This is a genomic window from Leifsonia sp. 22587 (genome assembly GCF_052044215.1).
Classification (GTDB): domain Bacteria; phylum Actinomycetota; class Actinomycetes; order Actinomycetales; family Microbacteriaceae; genus Leifsonia; species Leifsonia shinshuensis_C.
In genome coordinates, this window is record NZ_JBQENB010000004.1 from 357,012 (window position 1) to 379,932 (window position 22,921).

Annotated in this window: 23 protein-coding genes and 1 tRNA gene; 12 read left to right on the forward strand and 12 right to left on the reverse strand. The window is 71.5% G+C overall.

Translation table 11 applies throughout. The features are described from left to right. Positions 1-34: 34 nt before the first annotated feature. From ACTJI1_RS17500 to ACTJI1_RS17510, 3 genes are all read right to left on the reverse strand, one after another. Positions 35-838 (reverse strand): alpha/beta fold hydrolase, encoded by an 804-nt coding sequence (locus ACTJI1_RS17500; RefSeq protein ID WP_440743628.1) that lies wholly within the window; start codon positions 836-838, stop codon positions 35-37. Positions 839-912: 74 nt separating this feature from the next. Continuing rightward, positions 913-1,110 carry a hypothetical protein gene (locus tag ACTJI1_RS17505; protein ID WP_440743629.1) on the reverse strand — a complete coding sequence of 66 codons (198 nt, stop codon included), beginning with the start codon at positions 1,108-1,110 and terminating at the stop codon, positions 913-915. A 38-nt stretch (positions 1,111-1,148) separates the two neighbouring features. Next, positions 1,149-2,816, reverse strand: coding sequence for an HAD family acid phosphatase (locus ACTJI1_RS17510; protein WP_440743630.1), 1,668 nt, complete (start codon positions 2,814-2,816; stop codon positions 1,149-1,151). 143 nt (positions 2,817-2,959) lie between these two features. On the opposite strand from ACTJI1_RS17510, the gene ACTJI1_RS17515 reads away from it, so the two are divergent. Both ACTJI1_RS17515 and sufU read left to right on the forward strand, forming a co-directional pair. Then, entirely contained in the window at positions 2,960-4,252 is a 1,293-nt protein-coding gene (locus ACTJI1_RS17515; RefSeq protein ID WP_440743631.1) for a cysteine desulfurase, read from the forward strand. Continuing rightward, positions 4,249-4,689 carry a Fe-S cluster assembly sulfur transfer protein SufU gene (gene sufU, locus ACTJI1_RS17520; protein ID WP_310128734.1) on the forward strand — a complete coding sequence of 147 codons (441 nt, stop codon included), beginning with the start codon at positions 4,249-4,251 and terminating at the stop codon, positions 4,687-4,689. Before ACTJI1_RS17515 ends, sufU begins: the two co-directional genes overlap by 4 nt. Positions 4,690-4,704: 15 nt before the next feature. Here sufU and ACTJI1_RS17525 read toward each other — a convergent pair whose 3' ends face one another. Together ACTJI1_RS17525 and ACTJI1_RS17530 are read right to left on the reverse strand one after the other, a co-directional pair. Next, positions 4,705-4,986 carry a hypothetical protein gene (locus ACTJI1_RS17525; RefSeq protein WP_310128735.1) on the reverse strand — a complete coding sequence of 94 codons (282 nt, stop codon included), beginning with the start codon at positions 4,984-4,986 and terminating at the stop codon, positions 4,705-4,707. Positions 4,987-5,069: 83 nt separating this feature from the next. Beyond that, the gene (locus ACTJI1_RS17530) at positions 5,070-6,035 is read right to left on the reverse strand and encodes a Dyp-type peroxidase (RefSeq protein WP_440743632.1); all 966 of its coding nucleotides are present in this window, start codon (positions 6,033-6,035) and stop codon (positions 5,070-5,072) included. 63 nt (positions 6,036-6,098) lie between these two features. Between ACTJI1_RS17530 and ACTJI1_RS17535 the strand changes: the two genes are divergently transcribed. Continuing rightward, positions 6,099-6,977, forward strand: a complete 879-nt coding sequence (locus ACTJI1_RS17535) for a metal-dependent hydrolase (protein ID WP_440743633.1) — start codon at positions 6,099-6,101, stop codon at positions 6,975-6,977. On the opposite strand, the gene ACTJI1_RS17540 is transcribed toward ACTJI1_RS17535, so the two are convergent. Together ACTJI1_RS17540 and ACTJI1_RS17545 are read right to left on the reverse strand one after the other, a co-directional pair. Next, on the reverse strand, positions 6,940-7,497 hold the full coding sequence (locus ACTJI1_RS17540; protein ID WP_440743634.1) for an NERD domain-containing protein: 558 nt from the start codon (positions 7,495-7,497) through the stop codon (positions 6,940-6,942). The two genes, ACTJI1_RS17535 and ACTJI1_RS17540, sit on opposite strands and share 38 nt — an antisense overlap. Before the next feature lie 63 nt (positions 7,498-7,560). Then, positions 7,561-7,761: a hypothetical protein gene (locus ACTJI1_RS17545; protein ID WP_440743635.1), complete on the reverse strand. Its 201-nt coding sequence runs from the start codon at positions 7,759-7,761 to the stop codon at positions 7,561-7,563. A gap of 72 nt (positions 7,762-7,833) precedes the next feature. On the opposite strand from ACTJI1_RS17545, the gene ACTJI1_RS17550 reads away from it, so the two are divergent. After that, positions 7,834-8,097 (forward strand): hypothetical protein, encoded by a 264-nt coding sequence (locus ACTJI1_RS17550; RefSeq protein ID WP_310128741.1) that lies wholly within the window; start codon positions 7,834-7,836, stop codon positions 8,095-8,097. Positions 8,098-8,108: 11 nt separating this feature from the next. Here ACTJI1_RS17550 and ACTJI1_RS17555 read toward each other — a convergent pair whose 3' ends face one another. Together ACTJI1_RS17555 and ACTJI1_RS17560 are read right to left on the reverse strand one after the other, a co-directional pair. After that, a complete protein-coding gene (locus tag ACTJI1_RS17555) occupies positions 8,109-9,500 on the reverse strand; it encodes a cryptochrome/photolyase family protein (protein WP_440743636.1) in 1,392 nt (463 codons plus the stop codon). A 13-nt stretch (positions 9,501-9,513) separates the two neighbouring features. Beyond that, a complete protein-coding gene (locus ACTJI1_RS17560) occupies positions 9,514-10,152 on the reverse strand; it encodes an MBL fold metallo-hydrolase (protein WP_310128746.1) in 639 nt (212 codons plus the stop codon). An 86-nt stretch (positions 10,153-10,238) separates the two neighbouring features. Here ACTJI1_RS17560 and ACTJI1_RS17565 point away from each other — a divergent pair, with 86 nt between their 5' ends. The 3 genes from ACTJI1_RS17565 (at position 10,239) to ACTJI1_RS17575 (ending at position 13,611) form a co-directional block, all read left to right on the forward strand. After that, complete coding sequence (locus ACTJI1_RS17565) at positions 10,239-12,428, forward strand: heavy metal translocating P-type ATPase (protein ID WP_440743637.1); 2,190 nt, start codon at positions 10,239-10,241, stop codon at positions 12,426-12,428. A gap of 99 nt (positions 12,429-12,527) precedes the next feature. After that, complete coding sequence (locus ACTJI1_RS17570; RefSeq protein WP_440743638.1) at positions 12,528-13,430, forward strand: diacylglycerol kinase family protein; 903 nt, start codon at positions 12,528-12,530, stop codon at positions 13,428-13,430. A gap of 105 nt (positions 13,431-13,535) precedes the next feature. Next, a tRNA-Glu gene (locus ACTJI1_RS17575) sits at positions 13,536-13,611 on the forward strand. Positions 13,612-14,165: 554 nt separating this feature from the next. On the opposite strand, the gene ACTJI1_RS17580 is transcribed toward ACTJI1_RS17575, so the two are convergent. The 3 genes from ACTJI1_RS17580 to ACTJI1_RS17590 all read right to left on the reverse strand — a co-directional run bounded on the left by ACTJI1_RS17580 (position 14,166) and on the right by ACTJI1_RS17590 (position 16,726). Beyond that, positions 14,166-15,569, reverse strand: a complete 1,404-nt coding sequence (locus tag ACTJI1_RS17580) for a diguanylate cyclase (protein WP_440743639.1) — start codon at positions 15,567-15,569, stop codon at positions 14,166-14,168. Then, positions 15,566-16,381 (reverse strand): alpha/beta fold hydrolase, encoded by an 816-nt coding sequence (locus tag ACTJI1_RS17585; protein WP_440743640.1) that lies wholly within the window; start codon positions 16,379-16,381, stop codon positions 15,566-15,568. The genes ACTJI1_RS17580 and ACTJI1_RS17585 overlap by 4 nt, the downstream gene beginning before the upstream one ends. A 117-nt stretch (positions 16,382-16,498) precedes the next feature. Next, positions 16,499-16,726: a KTSC domain-containing protein gene (locus tag ACTJI1_RS17590; protein WP_440743641.1), complete on the reverse strand. Its 228-nt coding sequence runs from the start codon at positions 16,724-16,726 to the stop codon at positions 16,499-16,501. Between the two features lie 228 nt (positions 16,727-16,954). Here ACTJI1_RS17590 and ACTJI1_RS17595 point away from each other — a divergent pair, with 228 nt between their 5' ends. Genes ACTJI1_RS17595 through ACTJI1_RS17615 form a run of 5 tightly spaced genes read left to right on the forward strand, consistent with a single transcriptional unit; the run spans position 16,955 to position 22,484 of the window. Then, positions 16,955-18,022 (forward strand): TerC family protein, encoded by a 1,068-nt coding sequence (locus tag ACTJI1_RS17595; protein WP_310128759.1) that lies wholly within the window; start codon positions 16,955-16,957, stop codon positions 18,020-18,022. Beyond that, complete coding sequence (locus ACTJI1_RS17600) at positions 18,019-18,837, forward strand: PP2C family protein-serine/threonine phosphatase (RefSeq protein ID WP_310128760.1); 819 nt, start codon at positions 18,019-18,021, stop codon at positions 18,835-18,837. Before ACTJI1_RS17595 ends, ACTJI1_RS17600 begins: the two co-directional genes overlap by 4 nt. 7 nt (positions 18,838-18,844) lie before the next feature. After that, the gene (locus tag ACTJI1_RS17605; RefSeq protein WP_440743642.1) at positions 18,845-20,035 is read left to right on the forward strand and encodes an FHA domain-containing protein; all 1,191 of its coding nucleotides are present in this window, start codon (positions 18,845-18,847) and stop codon (positions 20,033-20,035) included. Between the two features lie 5 nt (positions 20,036-20,040). Then, positions 20,041-21,708: a protein kinase domain-containing protein gene (locus tag ACTJI1_RS17610; RefSeq protein ID WP_440743643.1), complete on the forward strand. Its 1,668-nt coding sequence runs from the start codon at positions 20,041-20,043 to the stop codon at positions 21,706-21,708. Beyond that, complete coding sequence (locus ACTJI1_RS17615) at positions 21,705-22,484, forward strand: hypothetical protein (RefSeq protein WP_440743644.1); 780 nt, start codon at positions 21,705-21,707, stop codon at positions 22,482-22,484. Before ACTJI1_RS17610 ends, ACTJI1_RS17615 begins: the two co-directional genes overlap by 4 nt. The last annotated feature ends 437 nt before the right edge of the window (positions 22,485-22,921 follow it).

Consider the following 22,921-nt stretch of genomic DNA (forward strand, 5'->3'; position numbering starts at 1 on the left):
CACTTCGTGCCGGCCGGGGCCGTCCTCCGTCTCGTCAGTCGGTGACGAAGCGGAGCAGGTGCGGCGCCAGCGCCTCGCCGGACACGTCGTGGGTCTGGCCGGCCACCAGCTCGAAGGAGCCGTCCTGCGCCCCGGAGGCCACACCCTCCGCGCCCAGCCGCAGGAAGTCGGGCGTCTGGTCGCCGGCGAGTCCCAGCACGGGGACGGAGATCGCTTGCAGCAGTTCGTCCGGCACCCGGCTGTCGCCCATCGCGGCGTCGTCGTACCCGAGCGTCGGCGCGAGCGCGAGGGTGGCGTCCCAGCCGGGCGCGTTCCGCATCCCCTCGATCCCGGCCTCCGGCACGCCGACGCGCCGCAGGAACAGCTCGACCGCGGCGGTGCGGTCGTCGGTCGCCAGCGCCGCGAGCAGCTGCCGGGTGTACGCCTCGGCGGAGGGGAGCATCGGGTCGGGCAGGTACGGCGGCTCGTACACGACGACGCGCCGCACCCGGTCGGCGCCGAGGGCCGCGGCGGCCGCGAGCGCCAGTGCGCCGCCCGACGACATCCCGAACAGGGATGCGCGCCCGCCCGCCGCGTCGATGAGGGCGCCCAGGTCGTCGATCTCGCGGGCGACCGCCGTGGCCCGCGCCGACGGGTCGGCGAGCGCGTCCGTGCTCGCCCCGCGGCCCCGTCGGTCGTAGAGGACGACGGTCAGGCGGTCTCGGAGTGCCGCGGCGATCCCGCGCAACGGGCCGGCGTCGCGGAAGCACATGGCCCCGTCGACGAGCACCAGGACGGGGCCCGTCCCGTCGAGCTCGTAGGCGATTGTGCTTCCGTCGGGGGAGGTAAGCGTGCTCATGGCACGTCAGCGTAGCCCCCGGCGCGCCCGGAGGCGGGAAGCGGTCAGGCCCGGCTAGGAAAACCCAGGCGCGGCTACCGCCCTTGCCGGCGTCGCACCCCGAACCCGATGAGGACGCCGCCGCCGATCGCGACCAGCACGCCGGCGCCGCGGATCAGCCACTGGACGTCGCCCGTCGCCGCATCCACCAGCAGGGGACCGGCGAGGCCGACGATCACGAGCACGATCCCCACGATGAAGAACCAGGGGGAACCGTTCGTCCGCTCGACCATGCCCCGAGCCTACCGGGGCACGGCCGGGCGGACGTCGGTCACGGCAGGTAGTAGGTCGGGTTCGGCAGCTTGACCGTGCGGTCGGCGTGACCGCCGATCAGGTCGCTGAACTGGTCGCCGTAGTTCGCCACGATGTCGTACCGGCCGCCCGCGGGGGACTCGATGTGCGCCCGCGTCTGCGACTTGTACTCGATGGTCGTGCACTTGGGCGTCGCGCAGTTGATGTACGAGGGCTGCTGGGATGCGCCCACGCCCGTCCACTTGGTGTAGAAGTTCTGCGCGGTGAAGCCCGTGTAGCCGACCTTCGCCAGGTTGCCGAGGGTTGCGGCCTTCTGGTCGTCGTTCCGTCCGGTGAGGCCGATCAGGGTGCAGCCGGCCTTCTGCGCGACGGCCGCGAGCGTCGTCATGTGCGGGGTCGCGGGGAAGCGCTGCTCCTGCACCCAGACGTTCTGCTCGACCGGGTCGAAGGTGAAGTGCATGTCCGCCACCTCCATGTCGTACGTCCACAGGGTGGTGTCGTCGGTGTCGAGCACGATCGCCGGGTTCTTGTGCAGCTTCTTCTCGACGAAGCAGGTCGCCGCGAGCACGGGCAGCTGGCGCTGCACGATGCCGCGGAGCTCGGTGATGTACGGCGATGCGGTCTTGTTCGCGATGCCGGTGCCGGGGTCGCCGTAGTAGGTGGCGATGGTCTTCTTCACCGAGTCGATGTTCGGGATGCCCTCACCGCCCTGCGTCGCCCCGCTCGACCCGTCCGGCGCCATCGTGAAGTGCGTGCGGGGCGCGAGCTTCGGCTCCGTGACGCCGGGCAGGTCGGGCGACGGCAGGTAGTACGTCGGGTTCGGGAGCTTCAGCGCCTCCTGCGCGTAGCCGCCCTGCAGGTCCGACCACTGGTCGCCCACGTTGAGCGTGATGGTGTAGCCGAGGTCCTGGATGTGCTTCCGCGTGAGCGCCTTGTACTCGACGGTCGTGCAGCTGGCGGCGGCACAGGTGACGTACGACGGCTGCTGAGAGGCGCCCTTCCCGGTCCACTTCGTGTAGAAGCGGTCGGCGGTGAAGGCGGTGTAGCCCACCTTCGCGAGGTTGCCGAGGGTCGCGGCCTTCTGGTCGTCGTTGCGCCCGGTCAGGCCGAAGACCGTGTACCCGATCGCGGCGGCCCGGTTGGCGAAGTCGACCATCCCGGGGGTGGCCGGGAAGCGCTGGTCCTGCACCCAGACGTTCTGCTCGGCCGGGTTGAAGGTGAAGTGCATGTCCGCGACTTCCATGTCGTACGTCCACAGCGTGGTGTCGTCGGTGTCGAGCACGATCGCCGGCTTCTGGCCGTGCTTCACCGCCCGGTCGTAGCCCGCCTGCAGCTGCGCCTCCTGCTTCGCCAGGATGCCGTCGAGCTCGCTGATGTAGGGCGATGCGGTCTTGTTCGCGATGCCGGTGCCGGGGTCGCCGTAGTACGTGGCGATGGTCTTCTTGACCGAGTCGATGTTCGGGATGCCCTCGCCGCCCTGGGTCGCCCCGCTCGAGCCGTCCGGGGCCATCTCGAAGGAGGTCCGCGGCGCGAGCGCCGTGCTCCCGTGCCCGGAGCCCGGGCCCGGATCCCAGGCGAGCGCGGCCGGGGCGTCGGCGAGGCCGACGCCGAGCACGAGCGCGAGGGCTCCGGCGGCGCCGAGGAGCGCGCGGCGGAAGCGGGAGGAGGTGGAGGGAGTGGTCGACATGAGAGCACCTTCGCCATCGTCGGATCGTCTGCCCCTGTTCGGGGGCCGGAAGCAGCCTATCCACGCCCCTGCCGGAGAGGGAAGCGCGCGGATGCGCAACACCCAGCGGGATTGAAGCGGGCACCGCTAACGTTGACGCTCGTATGCGCACCGACACCGTCCTCGACACGTCCGCCCTACGCGCGGACTTCCCGATCCTCTCCCGCGAGGTGAACGGGCACCCGTTCGTCTATCTGGACTCGGGCGCGACCTCGCAGAAACCCCGGCAGGTGCTCGACGCCGAGCGCGCGTTCGCGGAGCGGTACACCTCCGCGGTGCACCGCGGAGCCCACACCGTCGCCGGGGAGGCGACCGAGCTGTTCGAGGACGCCCGCGCACGCGTCGCCGGTTTCGTCGGCGCGCAGCCCGACGAGCTGGTCTGGACCTCCAATGCGACCGAAGGCATCAACCTGCTCGCCTACGGCATGTCCAACGCATCCCTCGGACGGGGTGGCGCGGCCGCCGAGCGCTTCCGCCTGGGACCCGGCGACGAGATCGTGGTGACGGAGGCGGAGCACCACGCCAACCTCATCCCGTGGCAGGAGCTCGCTGCCCGCACCGGCGCGACGCTCCGGGTGATCGGGCTCACCGACGACGGCGCGCTCCGGCTCGACCAGGCCGCCGACCTAATCGGCGAGCGCACCAAGGTCGTCGCCTTCTCGCACGTGTCCAATGTGCTCGGAGCGATCAACCCGGTCGCGGAGCTCGTGGCGCTGGCCCACGCGCAGGGCGCCCTCGTGGTGCTCGACGCCTGCCAGTCCGTCCCGCACCTGCCGGTGGACCTCCCAGCGCTGGATGTGGACTTCGCCGTCTTCTCCGGCCACAAGATGCTCGGACCCACCGGAGTCGGAGCGCTCTACGGGCGCAGCGAGCTGCTGAACGCGCTCCCGCCGTTCCTCACCGGCGGCTCGATGATCACCCAGGTGACGCTGGAGGGCGCCGAGTACCTGCCGGCGCCGCAGCGGTTCGAGGCGGGCACGCAGCGCGTCTCTCAGGCGGTGGCCCTCGCCGCGGCCGTCGACTACCTGGATGCGGTGGGCATGGATGCGATCGCCGCGCACGAGGAGGCGCTCGGGCGCCGGCTGCTGGCCGGCCTCGGCGAACTCGAGGGCGTGCGCATCCTCGGTCCCGGGCCCGACGTCCCGCGCGTGGGCCTGGCGAGCGTCGTGGTGGAGGGCATCCACGCGCACGACGTCGGCCAGTTCCTCGACGACCGCGGCGTCGCCGTGCGCGTCGGCCACCACTGCGCGCAGCCTGTGCACCGCCGGTTCGGCGCGACGGCCAGCACGCGCATCAGCACCTACCTCTACAACACGGCCGACGAGGTGGATGCGGCGGTCCAGGCGATCGCCGACTCCCGCGTCTTCTTCGGCGTGACGGACGGAGCCGCCCGATGAGCGATCTGCAGAACCTGTACCAGCAGGTCATCCTCGACCACGCCCGAGAGAAGCACGGGTTCGGGCTCGCCGGCGACGAGGCGGCCTCGTCGCACCAGTTCAACCCGACCTGCGGCGACGAGGTCACCGTCGGCGTGCGCACCGCGGCCGACGGGCGCATCCTGTCGATCGGGTGGGAGGGTCACGGCTGCTCGATCTCCACGGCCTCCGCGTCGCTGCTGAGCGACCTGGTGCAGGAGACCGACCGCGAGCACCTCGCGGCGTCCATCGGGGCGTTCCGCGAGCTCATGCACTCGAAGGGTGCGCTCGAGGGGGACGAGGAGCTGCTCGGCGACGCCGTCGCGCTGGCCGGCGTCTCCAAGTACGTGACGCGCGTCAAGTGCGCGATGCTGCCGTGGGTGGCGCTGGAGGACGCCCTCCTGAAGTCCGCCGCCTGACCGGTCCCGCGCGGGTCAGGGGACCGGCGCCAGATCCGCCTCGTCGGCGATCGCCTCCAGCGCCGACGGCAGCGACGGGAACGTCGTGCCGTACACGAGTCCCGACGGACCGGCGGCCGTCCACGACTGGGTGCCCTTCGCGACCCTCCCGACGAGGTAGCGCCGATGGCCGCCCAGAACCTGCCGCTGGGCGATGGGCAGCGTCAGCGGGAAGGCGTACACGTCGCCCTGGGGACTGACCACCAGCTCCCAGCGGGCGCGGCCCGGGTTGAACTTGCTCGTGAAGATGCGCGACATGATCGACCGTTTGTACCGCGCGCCGGACCGCGGGCGCCATGAAGATGACGACCTGTTGCGAAAGCCTTCGTCACATGACGCGGTCAGTCGCCGAGGGACTCCAGGAAACTGCGCGTCGGCGCGAAGAACGTGGTCCCCGTGGCCGCCGTGGAGAAGTCGAGGATACGGTCGTAGCTGCCTTCCGGATCCCCGACGAACATGCGCTGCAGCATCCGCTCGATCACCCAGAGCGCCCGCGAGTAGCCGATGAAGTACGTGCCGAACTCGCCGTGGCCCGGGCGCCCGAACGGCATGTTGTCGCGGAGGATCTCGTGCTCGACGCCGGCCTCGTCGACGATGGTCGCGAGCGTCTTGTGCGACTTCTGGCCGTGCTCCGCGTCCGGCAGCTCGATGTTCTCGACCTTGGTGCGGCCGATCACGCCCTCCTGCGACGGCACGGGCAGGCGGTTCCAGCTCGACAGGTCGTGCAGGTACTTCTGCACGACGACGTAGCTGCCGCCGGCGTGCTCCGGGTCCTCGTCGCCGACGCAGGTCGCCGCGGCCATGTCGCCGCCTGCCGGGTTGGCGGTGCCGTCGACGAAGCCGAGAAGGTCGCGCGCGTCGAAGTAGCGGAAGCCGACCACCTCGTCCACCACCTGCACGGCATCGCCGAGGGCGTTCAGGAGCTGGCGCTCGAGCTCGAAGGTGAAGTCCCCACGCTCGGCGCGGATGTGGAACAGGAGGTCGCCCGGCGTCGAGACGGCGGTGTGCACCGGCCCGGCGATCTCGCGGAAGGGGTGCAGCTCCCGCGGGGGGACGGTGTCGGTGAGCCGCGTCCAGAAGTCCGCGCCGATGCCCACGTTGCACGACAGCCGGGCGCCGAGGTCGCGGAAGCCGACGGTCTTCACCTGGTCGGTGATCCCGCCGAGGACTCCTTTCGCCGTGGCGAGCGCCTCGGGCGTGTCCTCGACCGTCACGATCAGGAAGACCGCCGCGCGCGAGAGCGGGGCGTCGACGCTCTGCGGGTCGATCGGAACGCGCTGCCAGGGCTGGTCGCCGGTGTTCGCCATACCGTCATGCTGCCGTATCCGGCCGTCGCGTCGCCACCGGCCGCCGGACCCTAGGCTGGAGGGATGAGCCTCCCCAGCACCGACACCGTCGTCACCTATCCGGACGGCGACCTCACCGCGACCGGGACGGTCGTGCACCTGGAGTCCCTCCCCGACGGGCGGACGGCCGTGGTGCTCGATCGCACCGCGTTCCATCCCGTCGACCCGGTCTGGCCGGATCAGCCGGCCGACACCGGGGAGCTCGTCCTGGGCGACCGCACCTACCCGATCGTGGATGCGGTGGTCGGCGCCACCGACGGCGGCTCGCTCTTCGTCGGCGACGCGCCTGTGCGCACCGGAACCGAGGGCTGGGCGTTCGTCGTCTGCCACCTCGTCGAAGACGCGACCGGGCTCGAGGAGGGCGCGACCGTCGCCGTCTCCGCCGACGCCGAGCGCCGCCGGGCCCTGTCCACCGGCCACACGGCCTGCCACCTCGCCTCCCTGGCGCTCAACGAGGCGCTCAGCCCCCTCTGGACCAAGGAGGTGAAGATGGATGGTCGCGGCCGGCCCGACTTCGACCAGCTCGCGATCACCAGCTCCCGCATCCTGCCGGACGGCTCGATCGACGAGTACCGGATCGGGAAGAGCCTGCGCAAGAAGGGGTTCGCCGCGGCGGAGCTGCCCGCCCGGCTCGACGAGCTCTCGGCCACGATCGACGGCCTGCTCGCGGAGTGGGTGGCGACCGGCGCGCCGGTCGGGATCGCGCGCGACGGCGACGGCCACGGCCTGGGCGAGCGCCGGCGCTGGCGCGCCGAGCTGCCCGACGGCGTGATCGAGATCCCGTGCGGCGGCACGCACCTGCACTCCCTGTCCGAGCTCGCCGCGGTGACGGTGACGCTCGAACTCGTGGAGGCCGAGGGCGCCCTCACGCTGACGATGCGGACCAGCGCCGAACCGGCCTGAGCGGGAACGCGCGCTCGTCGTCGCGCGTCGTCAGCGGCTGCCAGCTCGCCGGGTCCGCGAACAACGCCACGGCACGCGCGACCGTGGCCGCATCCACGCACGCCGGCCGGTGCGTCAGCCAGCGCAGCAGGTTCTCCGAGCGGAGGACGGCCGCCCGGGCGGGCATCGCGCGCATCCGCAGCTCGCGCGCGCCGACCACGACGGTCACCGGCAGCACAGGCGCCTCCACTCCGGCCCGGAAGAGGAGGCCGCGCAGCCGGGAGGCCTGCAGCTCGGCATCGCGCAGCGACGGCTGCCTGACGCCGTCGGCCACCAGCGAGCGCTCGTCGACGGTCAGGCGCGCCCGGTGGTGCCGTCTCGTCCGAACCACGAACACGCCGCCCGGACCGACGACGAGGTGGTCGGGGTCCGTAGCGGGGCCGCCGGATGCGGCGGCCGCGGAGCGGAATGCGCTCCAGCCCTCGGGCAGGCGCGTCAGCAGCCTGCCGACCTCGCGCTCGCGCATCCACCGTCCACCCACCCGGCAACCGTACAGAGCGGAGAGCGCGCGCCCCAGTCCCCAGCCGGGGACAGGGGAGAGGGGCTACCCCTGTTCCGGGGAGGGGGCCGCTGGGGGGTGCGTGCGCGGCAGGTCCGCGTCGTCGGGGAGGCGCTCCTCGAGCGACTCGTTGTGCTCGGCGACGGCCTCCAGCCGGTCCGTGTCGGTGTTGCCCAGGTGGCTCACGGCCTCGGCGAGGTCGTCGGCGTCGCGGGGCACTGCGGTGTCGTCCGTTCGATCGGTCATGCCGGGCACTGTACGCGCGCACCGACCGTGGGATGTGACCTGCCGGGCTCCGGACGGGCTAACATGCGGAGCATGAGCCGCATCGAAACCGGGATCGTCTCCTACACCGTCTCCGGCGACTACCTCGCCCGAGTCGGGGCCGACTTCGACACGGAGGCCGTCGACGACGCCATCCTGGCCGAGCTGAACCGCATGCTGCCCGAGGGCATCGTCGTGGAGCGCAGCGGCCGGGTGCTCGCCGAGGAGGAGCTCGCCGAGGAGGCGCGCTCGATCGACTGGGACGCCCTGCTGCGGCAGATCGACGTGGACCAGATTTTGGCCGAGCACGGGCGCTGAGCCCGTCCCGTTCAGCGTGAGCGCTTGACCGCGTCGTATGCGGCGAGCGCCGCCTGCCGTGTCTCCTTGAGGTCGACGATCGGCTCCGGATACTCTCCGGTGTCCCACTCCGGCACCCAGCGGCGCACGTAGTCGCCCCGCCCGTCGAACTTCTCGCGCTGCAGCTCCGGGTTGAACACCCGGAAGTAGGGTGCGGCGTCCGCGCCGCTCCCCGCGACCCACTGCCAGTTGAACGGGTTGTTCGCGGGATCGGCGTCCACCAGCGTGTCCCAGAACCACTGCTCACCGTGCCGCCAGTCGATGAGCAGGTTCTTGATGAGGAACGACGCCGTCACCATGCGCACCCGGTTGTGCATGACGCCGGTTGTCCACAGTTCCCGCATTCCGGCATCCACGAGGGGCACGCCGGTGCGACCCTTCTGCCAGGCCCGCAATGCGGACGGATGCAGCCGGGGCCACGGGAAGGAGTCGTACTCACGATGGATGTTCACGGTCGCGATATCGGGATGCTCGAAGAGCGTGTGATAGGCGAACTCGCGCCAGCCCAGTTCGGCCTGGAAGGTCGACGCGCCCTCGGCGGTCGAGTGGTCGCGCCGTTCGCTCGTCGCGTGCCAGACCTGGTGCGGGCTCAGCTCACCCCAGCGCAGACGCGGCGAAAGACGGGAGGTCCCGTCCACGCCGGGCACGTCGCGCTCCTTCTTGTATGCGGCCAGGTCGTCGGCGAGGAAGCTCCGCAACTGGTCGTGCGCGGCCTTCTCACCCGGGATCCACGCCTCGCGGAGGCCGCCCGCCCAGTCTGGGTGGGTGGGCAGCAGTCCGAGGTCGTCCAGTTCGACCGTGCCGAAGCCCGGTGGCAGGCTGCCGGCCCGCAGAGAGCGCGGCGCCGGGCCGGGCTTCCGCGGGGAGGGGGCCGCCAGGCAGGCGCGCCAGAACGGCGTGTACACCGAGAACGCGGTGCCCTGGCCGGTGCGGATCGTCCACGGTTCGAACAGCAGGTTCGCGCCGAAGCTGGTCGCCTCGAGACCGCCGTCGCGCGCGGCGGTCTTCACCGCTTCGTCGATGCGGCGCTCGACACCGCCGTAGCGCCGGTTCCAGAACACCGCCGCGGCGTCCGTCTCCGTCAGCAGGTGCGCCATCGTCGACTCGGACGCGCCGCGGAGGAGCGTGAGGGAGGCGCCGATGCCCTGCAGCGACTCGGCGAGGGCCGCGAGGCTGTGGTGCAGCCACCAGCGGCTCGCCGCGCCGGGCGAGCGCAGGTCGGGCGTCTCCTCGTCCCAGACGAAGACGCAGATCACCGGACGCCCGGATTCCGCGGCGGCGTGGAGCGCCGGGTTGTCGGCGATGCGCAGGTCGTCGCGGAACCAGACGACCGCCGGCCGGTCCTGCTCGCGGGGGGAGCTCACGGTCGCGCCGGGCTCACAGGTCGAGGGAGTCGCCGGGCTCCAACGCGTAGAAGGTGCCGCCATTCTGCTCGGTCGCCCACTGCAGACGACCGTTCGCCATGTCCTTGCCGGCCCGCGAGAGCACCATCTCGTGGATGGGGAAGCTCCGCTTGGGCTTCACCGCGAGCACGTAGTCCATCGTCTCCGCGATCTTCATCCACGGTGCGCCGGCCGGTGCGGCGAGCACGTCGACCTCGACCCCCTCCGGCACGAAGAACGAGTCGCCCGCGTAGTAGAGGGTGTCGTCGACCAGCACGCCGACGTTGTCGACGACGGGGATGCTCTCGTGGATGACGGCGTGACGTCCGCCGAAGAAGCGCAGCGTGAAGGGCTCCGCCTCGACGGTGTCGCCCGGGTGGACGACGGTGATCTCGAAGTCCGTGGCGGCGGCCGCGACGCCCTCCGGCGCGTAGATCGTGGCGTCGGGGGAGAGCTCGAGGACGCGGTTCAGCTGCTCGGGGGTCCAGTGGTCCGGGTGCTCGTGGGTGATGACGATGGCGACCGCGTTCGCGGTGTCCGTCAGCGGAGAGGTGAAGCTTCCGGGGTCGATGAACAGCTTGCGGCCGTCCTGTTCGAGGAGCAGACCGGCGTGTTCGAACTTCGTGAGTCTCATGGCTCTTAGGAAATACCGGATGGGATGCGCACGCAAGCGCAGGGCGGTTGAGGAATATACCCCTGGGGGGTACTGTTGGAGGCGATATGGACGACATGAACGAGCACACCGCCGTCGACCACTCGGCGCACGACCACTCGGCGCACGACCACTCGGCGCACGCCGGTCACGATCATTCGGCTCACGCGGGTCATGAGCACGCCGGGCACACCGGGCACGCCGAGCACGGCGTCCACGACCATGCGGGTCACCACGACCATGCGGGCCACCACGACCATGCGGGCCACGGCGGCCACGACCACTCCGGGCACGCCGGCCACGACCCGGCCATCTTCCGGCGCAAGTTCTGGCTGACGCTCGTCCTGACCATCCCGACCCTCGTCTTCTCGCAGGGCCTGCAGGAGATCCTCGGCCTCTCGGGCCCCCGCTTCCCGGGCAGCCAGTACATCCCCGCCGTCTTCGGCGTCGTGATCTTCTTCTACGGCGGTCTGGTCTTCCTCCGCGGGGCGGTGGACGAGCTCCGGGCGAAGCAGCCGGGCATGATGACGCTCATCTCCCTCGCCATCGTCGTCGCCTTCGGCTACAGCGTCGCGGTGACCCTCGGCCTCCCCGGGATGGACTTCTGGTGGGAGCTGGCCACCCTCATCCTGATCATGCTGCTGGGCCACTGGATCGAGATGTCCGCGGTGATGGGCGCTCAGGATGCGCTGGGCGAGCTCGCGAAGCTGCTGCCGGACACCGCCGAGCGCGTTCCCGATCCGCACGCGGAGCCCGAGACCGTCCCGGTCGGCGACCTCCGCGTCGGCGACCTGGTGCGGGTCCGTCCGGGTGCCGCCGTGCCCGCCGACGGCGAGATCGTGGACGGCCGCAGCGACATCGACGAGTCGCTGCTGACCGGCGAGTCGAAGCCCGTGACCCGGGGTCCGGGGGAGCAGGTGGTGGCCGGAAGCATCTCCGGCAGCGGATCCCTCGTCGTCCGGGTGGGGCGCACCGGCGGCGACACCGCCCTCGCCGGCATCATGAAGCTCGTCGCCGACGCGCAGGCCAGCAAGTCGGGCGCGCAGGTGCTCGCCGACCGCGCGGCGGCGTGGCTCTTCTACGTGGCGCTCGCCGTCGCCGTGGTCACCCTGATCGCCTGGACGATCATCCGTCCCGGCGATCCCGCGTTCATCCTCGAGCGGGTGGTCACGGTGCTCATCATCGCCTGCCCGCACGCCCTCGGACTCGCGATCCCGCTGGTCGCCCAGATCTCGACCGCGCTCGGCGCCCGCAAGGGCCTGCTGATCCGCGACCGGCACGCGATGGAGGACGCGCGGCGCATCGATGTCGTCCTGTTCGACAAGACCGGCACCCTCACCGAGGGCAAGCAGGGCGTCGTCGCGGTATCCGCCGCCGACGGCGACGACGACCGGCTCCTGGCGCTCGCCGCGTCCGTCGAGGCGCCGGCGGAGCACCCGATCGGCGCGGCCATCGTGCGCGAGGCGCGCAGCCGCGGTCTCTCGGTTGTTCCGGTGTCCGACTTCGAGGCGCTCGGCGGACGTGGCGCCTCGGCGGTCGTCGGCGCGGAGGGCACCGTCATCGTCGGAGCGCCCCGGCTGCTCGCCGAGCGCGGGCTCGAGGTCTCGGGCGCCGTCGCCGAGGCGGCGGACCGGGCGGCGGGCGCCGGTCAGACCGTCGTCTACGTGCTCGCAGCGGACCGCGTCCTCGGCGTGATCGCCCTGGCCGACGTCGTCCGTCCGGAGTCGCAGGAGGCCGTCCGCTCGCTGCGCGAGCGCGGCGTCCGCGTGGCCATGCTGACCGGCGACTCGCGCGCGGTGGCGACGGCCGTCGCTGCCCAGCTCGGAATCGATGAGGTCTTCGCCGAGGTGCTGCCGGGTGACAAGTCCGGCACCGTCGCGCGGCTGCAGGCGGACGGGTCGCGCGTCGCCATGGTGGGCGACGGCGTCAACGACGCCCCGGCGCTCGCGCAGGCGGACGTCGGCATCGCCATCGGCGCGGGCACCGACGTCGCCATCGAGTCGGCGGGGGTCGTCCTGGCGTCGAGCGACCCGAGAGGTGTCGCCGCGGTCATCACGCTCTCCCGCGCCACCTACCGCAAGATGCTGCAGAACCTCGGCTGGGCCACCGGGTACAACGTGATCGCGCTGCCGCTGGCGGCCGGCGTCGCCATCGGCGCGGGCATCGTCGTGTCGCCCGCATTCGGTGCGGTGCTCATGTCGCTCTCCACCATCGTGGTGGCGCTCAACGCGCAGCTGCTCCGCCGGCTGCGCCTCTGAGTAGCCGAACCGCCGGGCAGCCGAACCGCCGGGCAGCCGAACCGCCGGGCGGCCGCGCCGTCGCGGCCCTCGAGCGCGCATGTGCCATCATCGTGCACTGTGACTGCAACTTCGCGGGCCGTCGTCGTCGCGGTCAACCCGATGGCCTCCTTCGGCCATCGACGGGAGGTCGGCCCGCGCGTCGTCGAGCGCCTGCGCGCGGCGGGCCACCGCGTCGTCGCCATGGACGAGGCCAACATCGAGCTCCTGCGCCGCGAGACCGCCGCGGTCCTGCGTGAGGGCGCCGACGCGCTCGTCGTGGTCGGCGGCGACGGCATGGCCAACCTCGGGATCGACCTGGTCGCCGAGACCGGCATGCCGCTCGGCATCGTTCCGAGCGGAACCGGGAACGACCTCGCCGACGGCCTCGGCATCCCGATCGACGACACGGAGGCCGCGATCGACCGGCTCCTGGCCGCTTTGGAGGGGGAGCCGCGGGTCATCGACGCGGGCACCATCCGCCACGGCGAGCTGACGACCTGGTTCGGGTGCGTCGTCTCCGCCGGTTTCGACGCGACCGTGAACGAGCGCGCCAACCTGATGACGCGTCCGCGCGGCCGGAGCCGCTACGTCGTCGCACTGCTGCGCGAGCTCGCCACGCTGAAGGCGCGCGCCTACCGCATCCACGCCGACGGCCGGACCATCGAGGTGCGCGCGATGCTGGTCTCCGTCGCCAACAACCGCTCACTGGGCGGCGGGATGCGCATCGTGCCCGACGCGGACCTCGCCGACGGCCGCCTCGACCTGTTCATCGTCGAGCGGATGTCGCGGCTGCGGTTCCTGCGGATGTTCCCGAAGGTGTTCCGCGGCGAGCACACCGACCTGCCGGAGGTGACCATCCTGCCGGTGACCAGCGTCCGCATCGAGGCGGCGGACGTGATCGCCTACGCCGACGGCGAGCGCATCGGCCCGTTGCCCATCGAGGTGACGGTCGTACCCGGGGCGCTGCGCGTCCTGGCGTGACCGGGCGGCACTCAGGGCAGGGGAGCCCCTCGCGACGCGCCCGGGACGCCCGTCCCGTTTTGGCACGCACCCGCCATCTGTGGCATGATCTTCTAGTTGCCAGACGGCCCCATCGTCTAGCGGCCTAGGACGTCGCCCTCTCACGGCGGTAACGCGGGTTCAAATCCCGCTGGGGTCACCAACAGCCCGCTTCCCTTGAAAACACAGGGAAGCGGGCTTTTTTCTTTGATCGACACGTACTGACTTCGGGCCTGATGCTGTCCTCAATATGGTCGGGTGCACGGGATCGCAGTTCGGCCATATTGCTGGCGGGACGCGGTTGCTGTAGGTTTGGGACCCCACATCCCCCACGCCTCTCGAAGAAGCGCAACCCGGGGGATTTTCCCTTTCTCGGCAGACTGGGCTTGTACCCACGAGACCGATGCGCCCCCGCGGAACGCGGACATACGACAAGCCGGCCCTGGACGGTGCCGAACTCGTCGAACGACTGATCGCGCGTGGGCTGGTCATCGACGATCAGCGACGCGCTGAGCGCTACATCCGGCACATCGGTTACTACCGACTCTCTCCGTACGTGATCCCGTTTCGCGCCGGTCCGGGATCAGACGCACTTCGAATCGGGACAAGCTTTCCTGCTGGAGGAGCATCCCGCCGTGCCACTGCGCGCATTGGGCATTCCGGAAGGCTGGGCTTCGGATCCGTTCTGGGCCAGGCGCCTCGCCGGCCCGGGCCCTCTCACAGCGCGATGACGCTGACCTGGTCCTTCCCGCGGTCCTTCGACCGGTACATCGCCTTGTCCGCGACGCGGAGCAGTTCCGGTCCGTCGAGTGCGCGCGAGTGCCCGGGCGTGTGCACCGTCACTCCGACGCTCGCGGTGATGGTGCGCGTCCAGCCGTCGTCGTGGAGGGGCTGCTTGATGGCGACCCGGATGCGCTCCGCGATGGCTGCGGCGCGCTCGTGGTCGGTGTCGCGGCACACGATGATGAACTCGTCGCCGCCGTACCGGCAGACCAGGTCGTCGCCGCGGACCGCGCTGCTGAGACGCGCGGCGATCAGTTTGAGGACCGTGTCGCCCGCGGTGTGGTCGAGGTCGTCGTTGACCGCCTTGAAGTCGTCCAGGTCGACGAAGATGAGCGCGAGCGGCTCCTGGCGCTCGATGGCCGCCGTGACGCTGGCCGCGATGTGCGTCCGCAGCAGCACCCGGTTGGCGAGCCCGGTGAGCGGGTCGTGCAGGGCGATGGCGGCGAGCTGCGCCTGCAGCCGGAGCCGGGCCACGGTCTGCGCCGCCTGGCGGCACAGCGACCGGAGCAGGTCGGTGGCGTGGTCGTCGAGCTCGGGAGGCCGGGAGAAGTAGCAGGCCAGCGTCCCGATCGGCGTGCCGGCCTGGAGCAGCGGAACGGTGAGGATCGTGTCCAGACGGGCCGCCCGCAGCGCGGTGGCGGCGTCGGGATGCTGCTGGCCGTCGCGCACCGTCCAGGTGAGGATGCCGTCGGCGGCCAGGGCCTCGGGCGGCACGCCGCCCGGCAGCAGGTCGGGGTCGAGCGGGACCGTCCCTCCGGCGAGGCGGGGATGGTGGTCGTCGAGGAAGACGGCCGCCGCGGCCGCTCCGAGGGCCTCCCGGGCGCTCTCCGCCAGCGCCTGCGCCAGCCGCTCCACGGTCTCGCTCTCGCCGAACGCGGTCGTGGCGTTCTGCAGCACGCGCGTGCGCGCCTCCGAGCTCTCGGCGATCCGCCGGGCCGTCAGCAGCTGGCGCTCGTAATCCTGACGGCGGCTGGCATCGAACACGGCGACGTGGACCAGCGGCGTCGCACCGCCGCGGTCGACCGCGGCGTTGACGAGGACGGGCAGCGCCGCATCCCGCGTCGTGCGGAAGGCGAGCGCCACCTCGCGCACCTCGCCCTCGAGGTGGAGGATCGGCACGAAGCGCGTCTCGTAGAAGATCTTCGCGCCCGGTTCGAGCAGGTCACTCAGCGGGGTGCCGGTCAGCTGCTCCGGCGTGATGCCGGTCCAGGCCGAGAACGTGGCGTTCACCCGCACGATGCGGCCCGCCTCGGTGAGGGTCAGCAGCCCGCAGGGGGCCCGGTCGTACAGCTCGCCCGGCGAGACCGGCGGCACGGAGGTCGCGGTCGGGTCGGTCATCGAAGGCGGCTCCGGATCGCGTGGGCGAGCTCCTCGGGGTCGGACAGGTTGGGGCAGTGCCCGCTCGCGCTGAGCTGCACGAACTCGCTGCCGGGGATGGCGTCGTGCACGTACCGCCCGACGGCCTCCGGCGCGATCGCGTCGTCGGAGCACTGCAGCACGACGGTCGGCACGCTGACGGCGGCGAGGTCGGCGCGGTTGTCGGAGAGGAACGTCACCCGGGCGAAGTGCCCGGCGATGACCGGGTCGGTGCGGCAGAAGCTGGCGGTGAGCTCCGCCCCCACCTCCGGCCGGTCGACGTTGCCGGCGATGATCGGTGCGATCGTCTCCGACCAGCCCAGGTAGTTGACATCGAGGGCGTCGAGCAGCCCGTCGATGTCGGGACGGGTGAAGCCGCCGACGTAGCCGTCGTCGTCGGTGTACCGGGGCGACGGGCCCACGAGGATGAGCCGGCCGAAGCGCTCGGGGGAGCGGTTGGCGGCGAGCACGCCGATCATCGCGCTCACGGAGTGCGCGACCAGCACGACGTCGTCGAGGTCGAAAGCTTCGACGATCTCGAGCAGGTCGTCCGCGTACCCGTGCAGCGAGTCGTACTTGGCGCGGTCGTAGGCCGCGAGATCGGAGTGGCCGGCGCCGACATGGTCGAACACGATCACGCGGTTGTCGTCCGAGAAGTACGGGATGACCGCGTGCCAGACCTCCTGGCTGCAGCCGAATCCGTGCGCGAACACGATCGGACGTCCGGCCGGGTTCCCGTACTCCCGCACGTTGTTGCGTCGCACCACGTCGACGGTCTCGGTCGATCGCGTCATGCGCGGTCCCCTCTGTCATTCACACACCGATACGGGTGCGAGGACCGGTCCCTCCCGGCGCTCTCCCGCCGTATCCGCATCACCGAGCCTACCCGCCGGTCGCGGGCGGCGCCCACATCACCGGGTGGCCGCACCCGGCATCCACTCCTCCGGGTAGTGGTCGCGCACCTCGGCGTTGAAGTACGCACCGGCCGACTCCGCCGACCGGAGGTCGCGCCAGACCCTCGCCGGCACGAGGAAGTACCGGTAGACCTCGCCGGAGCCGAACTCCACCTCCAGCGTCCGCAGCGCCGGGTCGTATCCGGCGGACGCGATCACCGAGCTGTCGAACGACTCCCGCTCCACGCTGCTCCTCCCGATCTTCGAGCCGAACACTACGCCGGGCCGCCCGTCCCGCTAGGCTTGCTCCAGCGAAGGGGAGTATCCCGGACGGCCCCGCCCGCGGCGACGCGGAGCGACGGCCGGCGCTGTGCACGTCATCACGGCCCGTCACGACGGCGGACCCGGGCGCAGCGGCACCGTACGGTGCGGGAGAGACTTTCGGCCGTAGCCCGCGCCCTTCGAGAGGTTTCCATGCATCTGGCCCTGCCCGCCTGGTTCGAGATCACGTCGTTCATCGTCCTGCTGCTGATCCTGGCGTTCGACCTGCTCTACGTGTACAAGCGGCCGCACATCCCGAGCCCGCGCGAGTCCACTCTCTGGGTGTCGTTCTACGTCGCCCTCGCGCTGATCTTCGCCCTGCTCATGCTGGTGATCGGGGATGCGGAGCACGCCGGCCAGTTCCTCGCGGGCTGGCTGACCGAGTACAGCCTGAGCATCGACAACCTGTTCGTCTTCGTCATCATCATGGCGAGGTTCAAGGTGCCCAGGAAGTACCAGCAAGAGGTGCTCATGGTGGGCATCATCCTCGCGCTGATCTTCCGCGGCGTGTTCATCGTCCTGGGCGCGGGCCTGATCGCGAGCTTCAGCTGGATCTTCTACATCTTCGGCGCCTTCCTGCTGTGGACGGCGTTCAACCAGGCCTTCAGCAAGCACGACGACGAGGGCGCCGAGGACTCCTGGTTCATCAAGTTCGCCCGCCGTCACCTGAAGGTGTCGACGCAGTACGAGGGCAACAAGCTCCGGACGACGGTCTCCGGGCGGCGGATGTTCACACCGCTGATCATCGTGTTCCTGGCTCTCGGGACGACCGACCTCCTGTTCGCGCTGGACTCCATCCCCGCGATCTTCGGCATCACCCAGAGCCCGTTCATCGTCTTCACCGCCAACGTCTTCGCCCTGATGGGCCTCCGTCAGCTGTACTTCCTGCTCGGCCACCTGCTCGACAAGCTGGTGTACCTGAAGTACGGGATCGCGTTCATCCTCGCCTTCATCGGCGTGAAGCTCGTGTTCCATGCGATGCACGAGAACGAGCTGCCGTTCATCAACAACGGCGAGCACATCGAATGGGCGCCCGACATCAGCACCTGGACGTCCCTCGCGGTCATCGTCGGTGCGATGGTTGTCGCTACGATTGCAAGTCTGGTGAAGCTGCGGATGAGCGGCACCACCGTCGCCGCGGCCATCCACGGCGACGACACCGAAGAGGACGACACCGAGAACGCGGCCGTCGACGGCACCCAGGAGGACCCCCGCACATGAGCTCTCTCGTCGGCGTGAGCGTCCGCAGCGACACGGGTGCGGTCAGGCACGTCAACGAGGACAGCGCTCTGGCGCAGGACCCGGTGTTCGTCGTGGCGGACGGGATGGGCGGCCACGCCCGCGGCGACCTCGCGAGCCGCACGGCGGTCGAGAGCCTGGCCCGCACCCTGCAGCCCGGCTCCCGGCCCACGCCCGACGAGGTCGTGCGGGCGATCGACGAGGCGAACGCGGCCGTCCGCGCCCTGTCCGGCGCCGACGAGTCCGGCGCGGCGGTCGCGGGCACCACGCTCACCGGCATCGTGCGCGTCCGGGTGCCTGAGCTGGCCGCCGAGCAGTGGATGGTCGTGAACGTCGGCGACTCGCGCGTCTACTCCTGGGACGGGCGGGAGCTGCGGCAGCTGACCGTCGACCACTCGGCCGTGCAGGAGCTGGTGGATGCGGGGCTGATCTCCGAGGCGCAGGCGGCCGTGCATCCCGAGCGCAACGTCATCACGCGGGCGCTCGGGGCCGAGGACTTCGTGGACACGGACAGCGCGCTCATCCCGGAGCAGGGCCGTCAGATCTTCCTGGTGTGCTCCGACGGGCTGACGCGCGAGCTGAGCGACCGGCGCATCGCCGAGATCCTCGCCGAAGCGCCCGAGGACCCGGCCGCGGCGCTCGTCGACGCAGCCAACGAGGCGGGCGGCCACGACAACATCACCGTCATCGTGGTTGAATCGGTGACCGGGGAGGACGCTCCGGCCCCCGTCGACACGCGTGACCGCGCGGACGGCGGAAGCGGCCGCGAGCTCGAAGACACGCAGCCGAGGGAGTAGTTCGTCCGTGTTCGAAGTGCAGCAGGCGGCAGCAGGGGAGTGGGCGGTCGTCGCGGCGGGGGGCCGGGCGCTGCTCGTCGCCGAGTCGAGCGGCGCGCGACTGCGGGAGCTCCTCGACGCGCTCCGCGCGGGTTTCGCCGAGACCCTGGATGCGCTCGTCGCCGGCGGCCTGAGCCGCACGCCGGCGTTCGCCCTGCTCGACACCTCGACGCCCACCGTGCTGCTCGCGGTGCGGGGCACAGCGAGCGCGACCGTCTCGGGCGGCGACGGCCCGCGCGAGGTCCGCGCGACCGGGGTGTCGTCGTGGGTGGAGACGCAGCTCATCGGGCTGACGGCCGTCGCGCTCGGAGACAGCGCCGACGCGGGCCTGCCGCTCGCCGAGGGCGTCGTCATGGCCCGTGGGGTGACGTGGACGGCCTCCGAGGCGGCCGACGACATCCACGCGACCGTGGCCGCTCCGCCGAAGCGCGAGCGGGACACCGGCCCGGTGGAGGCCGTGGCGGCCGAGCCGGACCTGCAGACGCGGGTACCGGAGGCGACGCTGGCGGCCGTCGAGGCGCCTCCCGTCGCCGAGTCGGCCCCCGAGTCCTCCGACGCGAGCACCGGCTACGACCACCTGTTCGGCGCCACGATGGTGCGCAGCGTCGAGGACGCCGCCGTGCGTCCCGACGAGGAGGAGGCCGCTCCGGCCCGTATCGACCTGCCCGGCTTCATCACCGACTCCTTCCCGCCCGCCGCGAACCGGCTGGAGGGCGACCATGACGGCCTGACGGTGATGAGCGGCGACCTTCCGCGACGGTCGGGGACATCCGGCGACGCATCGACGCCCGAGGCGGCGGATGCCGTCCCCGAGCGCCAGGCGTTCGCGGTGCTCCTCTCGGACGGCCGCCGCGAGCCTCTCTCCAGCCCGGTCGTCGTGGGGCGGGCGCCGAGCGCGACCGCCGTGCCGTCGCTCCGCGGTGCGCGCCCGGTCACCCTGACCAGCGCCGAGGACGACATCTCCCGCTCCCACGTCGCGGTGGCCGTCGAGGGGGACAGCGTCGTGGTGACCGACCTGCACTCGCGCAACGGCACCATGATCGTGCTGCCCGGCAACGCGCCGCAGAAGCTGCGCAGCGGCGAGCCGACCACCGTGGTGCTGGGCACGGTCATCGACCTCGGGAGCGGCGCGACGCTGACGGTCGAGGCCGCCGGATGAGGCGCATGGCGTCGCAGCCGCCCGAGCTGGACGGCTTCCACTTCATCCGTCTGCTGGGTTCCGGCGGCTTCTCGGATGTGTTCCTGTACGAGGGGGAGCTGCCGAAGCGCAGCGTCGCGGTGAAGGTGCTGCTGACGGACGGTGTCGACGAGGCCGCCCGGACGCGCTTCGTCGCCGAGGCCAACGTGATGGCGCGGCTCTCCGCGCATCCCTACATCGTGACGATCTTCCACACCGGGGTCGCCGGCGACGACCGGCCCTACCTCGTCATGGAGTACTGCTCCGGGCCGTCGCTCGCCGACCGGCTGAAGCGCGAACGGATCGGCGTCGAGGACGCGCTGCGGACCGGCGTCCGGCTCTCCAGCGCCGTCGCGACGGCGCACGCTGCCGGCATCCTGCACCGCGACATCAAGCCCGCCAACGTCCTGACCACCTCGCTGGGCTGGCCGGCACTGACCGACTTCGGGATCGCGTCCGCCCTCGAGGAGCTGCCGGTGCACACGACGACCCTCTCCGAGCTGCGCGGGTCGCCGTCCGACACCGCCACGTCGGGCAGTCGCAGCGTCGGGCTGAGCGTGCCGTGGTCGCCGCCGGAGATGTTCGCGGACGACCCCGACCCGGATGTGCGCAGCGACATCTTCTCGCTCGCCGCGACCGTGCACACGCTGCTGGCCGGGCGGACTCCGTTCGAGGTGCCCGGCCGCTCGAACGGCACCCTCGATCTGATGGGCCGCATCGAGCGGGGGATGATCACCCCGCTGGACCGCGCCGACGTCCCGTCGTCGCTCACGGCGACGCTGCGACGGGGAATGTCGACGCGCCGCGAGGACCGCTACCAGACCGCCGTGGACTTCGCCCGCGCCCTGCAGCGCATCGAGCTCGAGCTGGGGCTCGCGCCGACCAGCATCGACGTGCCGAACCTCACGATCGGCGACTCCCGTCCCGCGCCGGTCGCGGGGGACGAGCAGGAGACCCGTGCGCGGTCCGTGGCGACGATCCAGGCGCAGCCGGCGGCGCCGCGGATCGCGGCGCCGGAACCGGAGCGCGCCGAGCCGCCCGCGCCCGCCGAACCGGCGGCGACCCGGGTGCGCGGTGTCGTGCCGGTGTCGCCGGATGCGCCGGCCAGGGACGTTCCGTCCACAGCGCACGACGGTCTCCCCGAGCACACCGTCCTGCGCGCCCGGCCGGCGACCGCATCCACCCCGGCCGATGAGGACGAGACCCCGGCCGACCTGCGGGACGATGCGCCCGCCCGCGACCCGCGGCGTCGTCTCCTCGCCTGGATCGGCGCGGGGGCTGCAGCCGTGATCGTCCTCGGCATCGCCGCCGCCGTGCTGGCGAACGTGCTGGCACCCGCGTCCTCGTCGCCGTCCTCCGGCCCGCGAGCCGGCGACGACAGCAGCATCGCGGTCACCGTGGTGCCGCCGCCCGTGCTCGTGTCCGCCGTGCGCTCGCCGGACGGCGCCAGTGCGACTTTCGTCTGGAAGACGGAGGACGCGAAGAAGAGCGACCAGTTCACCTGGGTGCAGGAGGGCACGACCAACGGGCCGACGGTGGTCGGCGAGCCGACGGTGACCGTGACGGGTGCGACGCCCGGTGTCCCGGTCTGCATCGACATCCAGACGGTCCGGGCGGGGCGCACCTCCCAGCCGCTGAAGGCGTGCTCCACGTGACGGCCGAGGCGCGGCCGCTCACCATCGAGTTCTGCGGCGAGCACTACGCGGTCGATCCGGGCACCGAGTTCGGCATCGGTCGCGAGGCCGAGCTCACGATCGACGACAACCCGTACCTGCACCGCCGCTTCCTCACGGTCGGACACGACTTCGGGATGTGGTGGCTCAGCAACGTCGGAACCTTGCTGACTGCGACGGTGACCGACGCGACCGGGACGATGCAGGCGTGGCTCGCCCCGGGCGCGAAGCTGCCGATCGTGTTCCAGACCATGCACGTCATGTTCAGCGCCGGCGCCACCACCTACGACTTCACCATCTCGAGCGACGAGGACTGGTTCGACACCGCCGTGCGGGTGGATGCCTCCGGCGGCTCCACCACGGTGCTCCCGGTCACGCTGACCACGAGCCAGCGGCAGCTCATCGTGGCACTCGCGGAGGGCGTCCTGACGCAGACCGTCCCGGGCCGCGGCACCATCCCGAGCTCCGCCGAGGCGGCGGAGCGGCTGGGCTGGAGCATGACCACCTTCAACCGCAAGCTCGACAACGTGTGCGACAAGCTCGACAAGCTGGGTGTGGCGGGGCTCCGCGGCGGCCGGGGCAAGCTCGCCACGAACCGGCGCGCGCGGCTGGTCGAGTACGCCGTCACCACGCGCCTGGTCGGTGTCGAGGACCTCCCGCTGCTCGACCGTCCCGCGGGCGAAGGTGGTTCTGTGCCGCATCCCTCCGCCGGTGTTGACCAACCCGCGGAGGCGGAGGATGGTGGGGCGGACGACTGACGCGCAGACGCGTGGCCCGGCGGGAATGGGGAGTGCTCCCCATTCCGGACGCGTCAGGGGGTCGTGTTAGCGTTTACGCGATTTGTCCGGCCCGGGGGATAGCAGAGTCTTGGTTTCGTTGAGCACGTGGTTCCGACAGCGGAAGACGCTCGCCGTGACCACCGCCCTCGCGGTCGTGGTCGGCGTCCCGCTGACGGTGGCGGTGCTCCACAAGGGCTTCCCGGTCAACGCGGTCGACCTCGACACGCGCGACGTCTGGGTCACCAACGGTGAGAAGCTCCTCGGCGGCCGGCTCAACCACCAGATCGACGAGCTGGATGCGGCGGTCACCGGGGCGAGCTCCGACCTGGATGTGCTGCAGGACGGCTCGTCGTACTTCCTGACCGATCTCCCGCACGGCACGGTCGACCGGATCGACCCGGCGTTCGTGTCGCTCG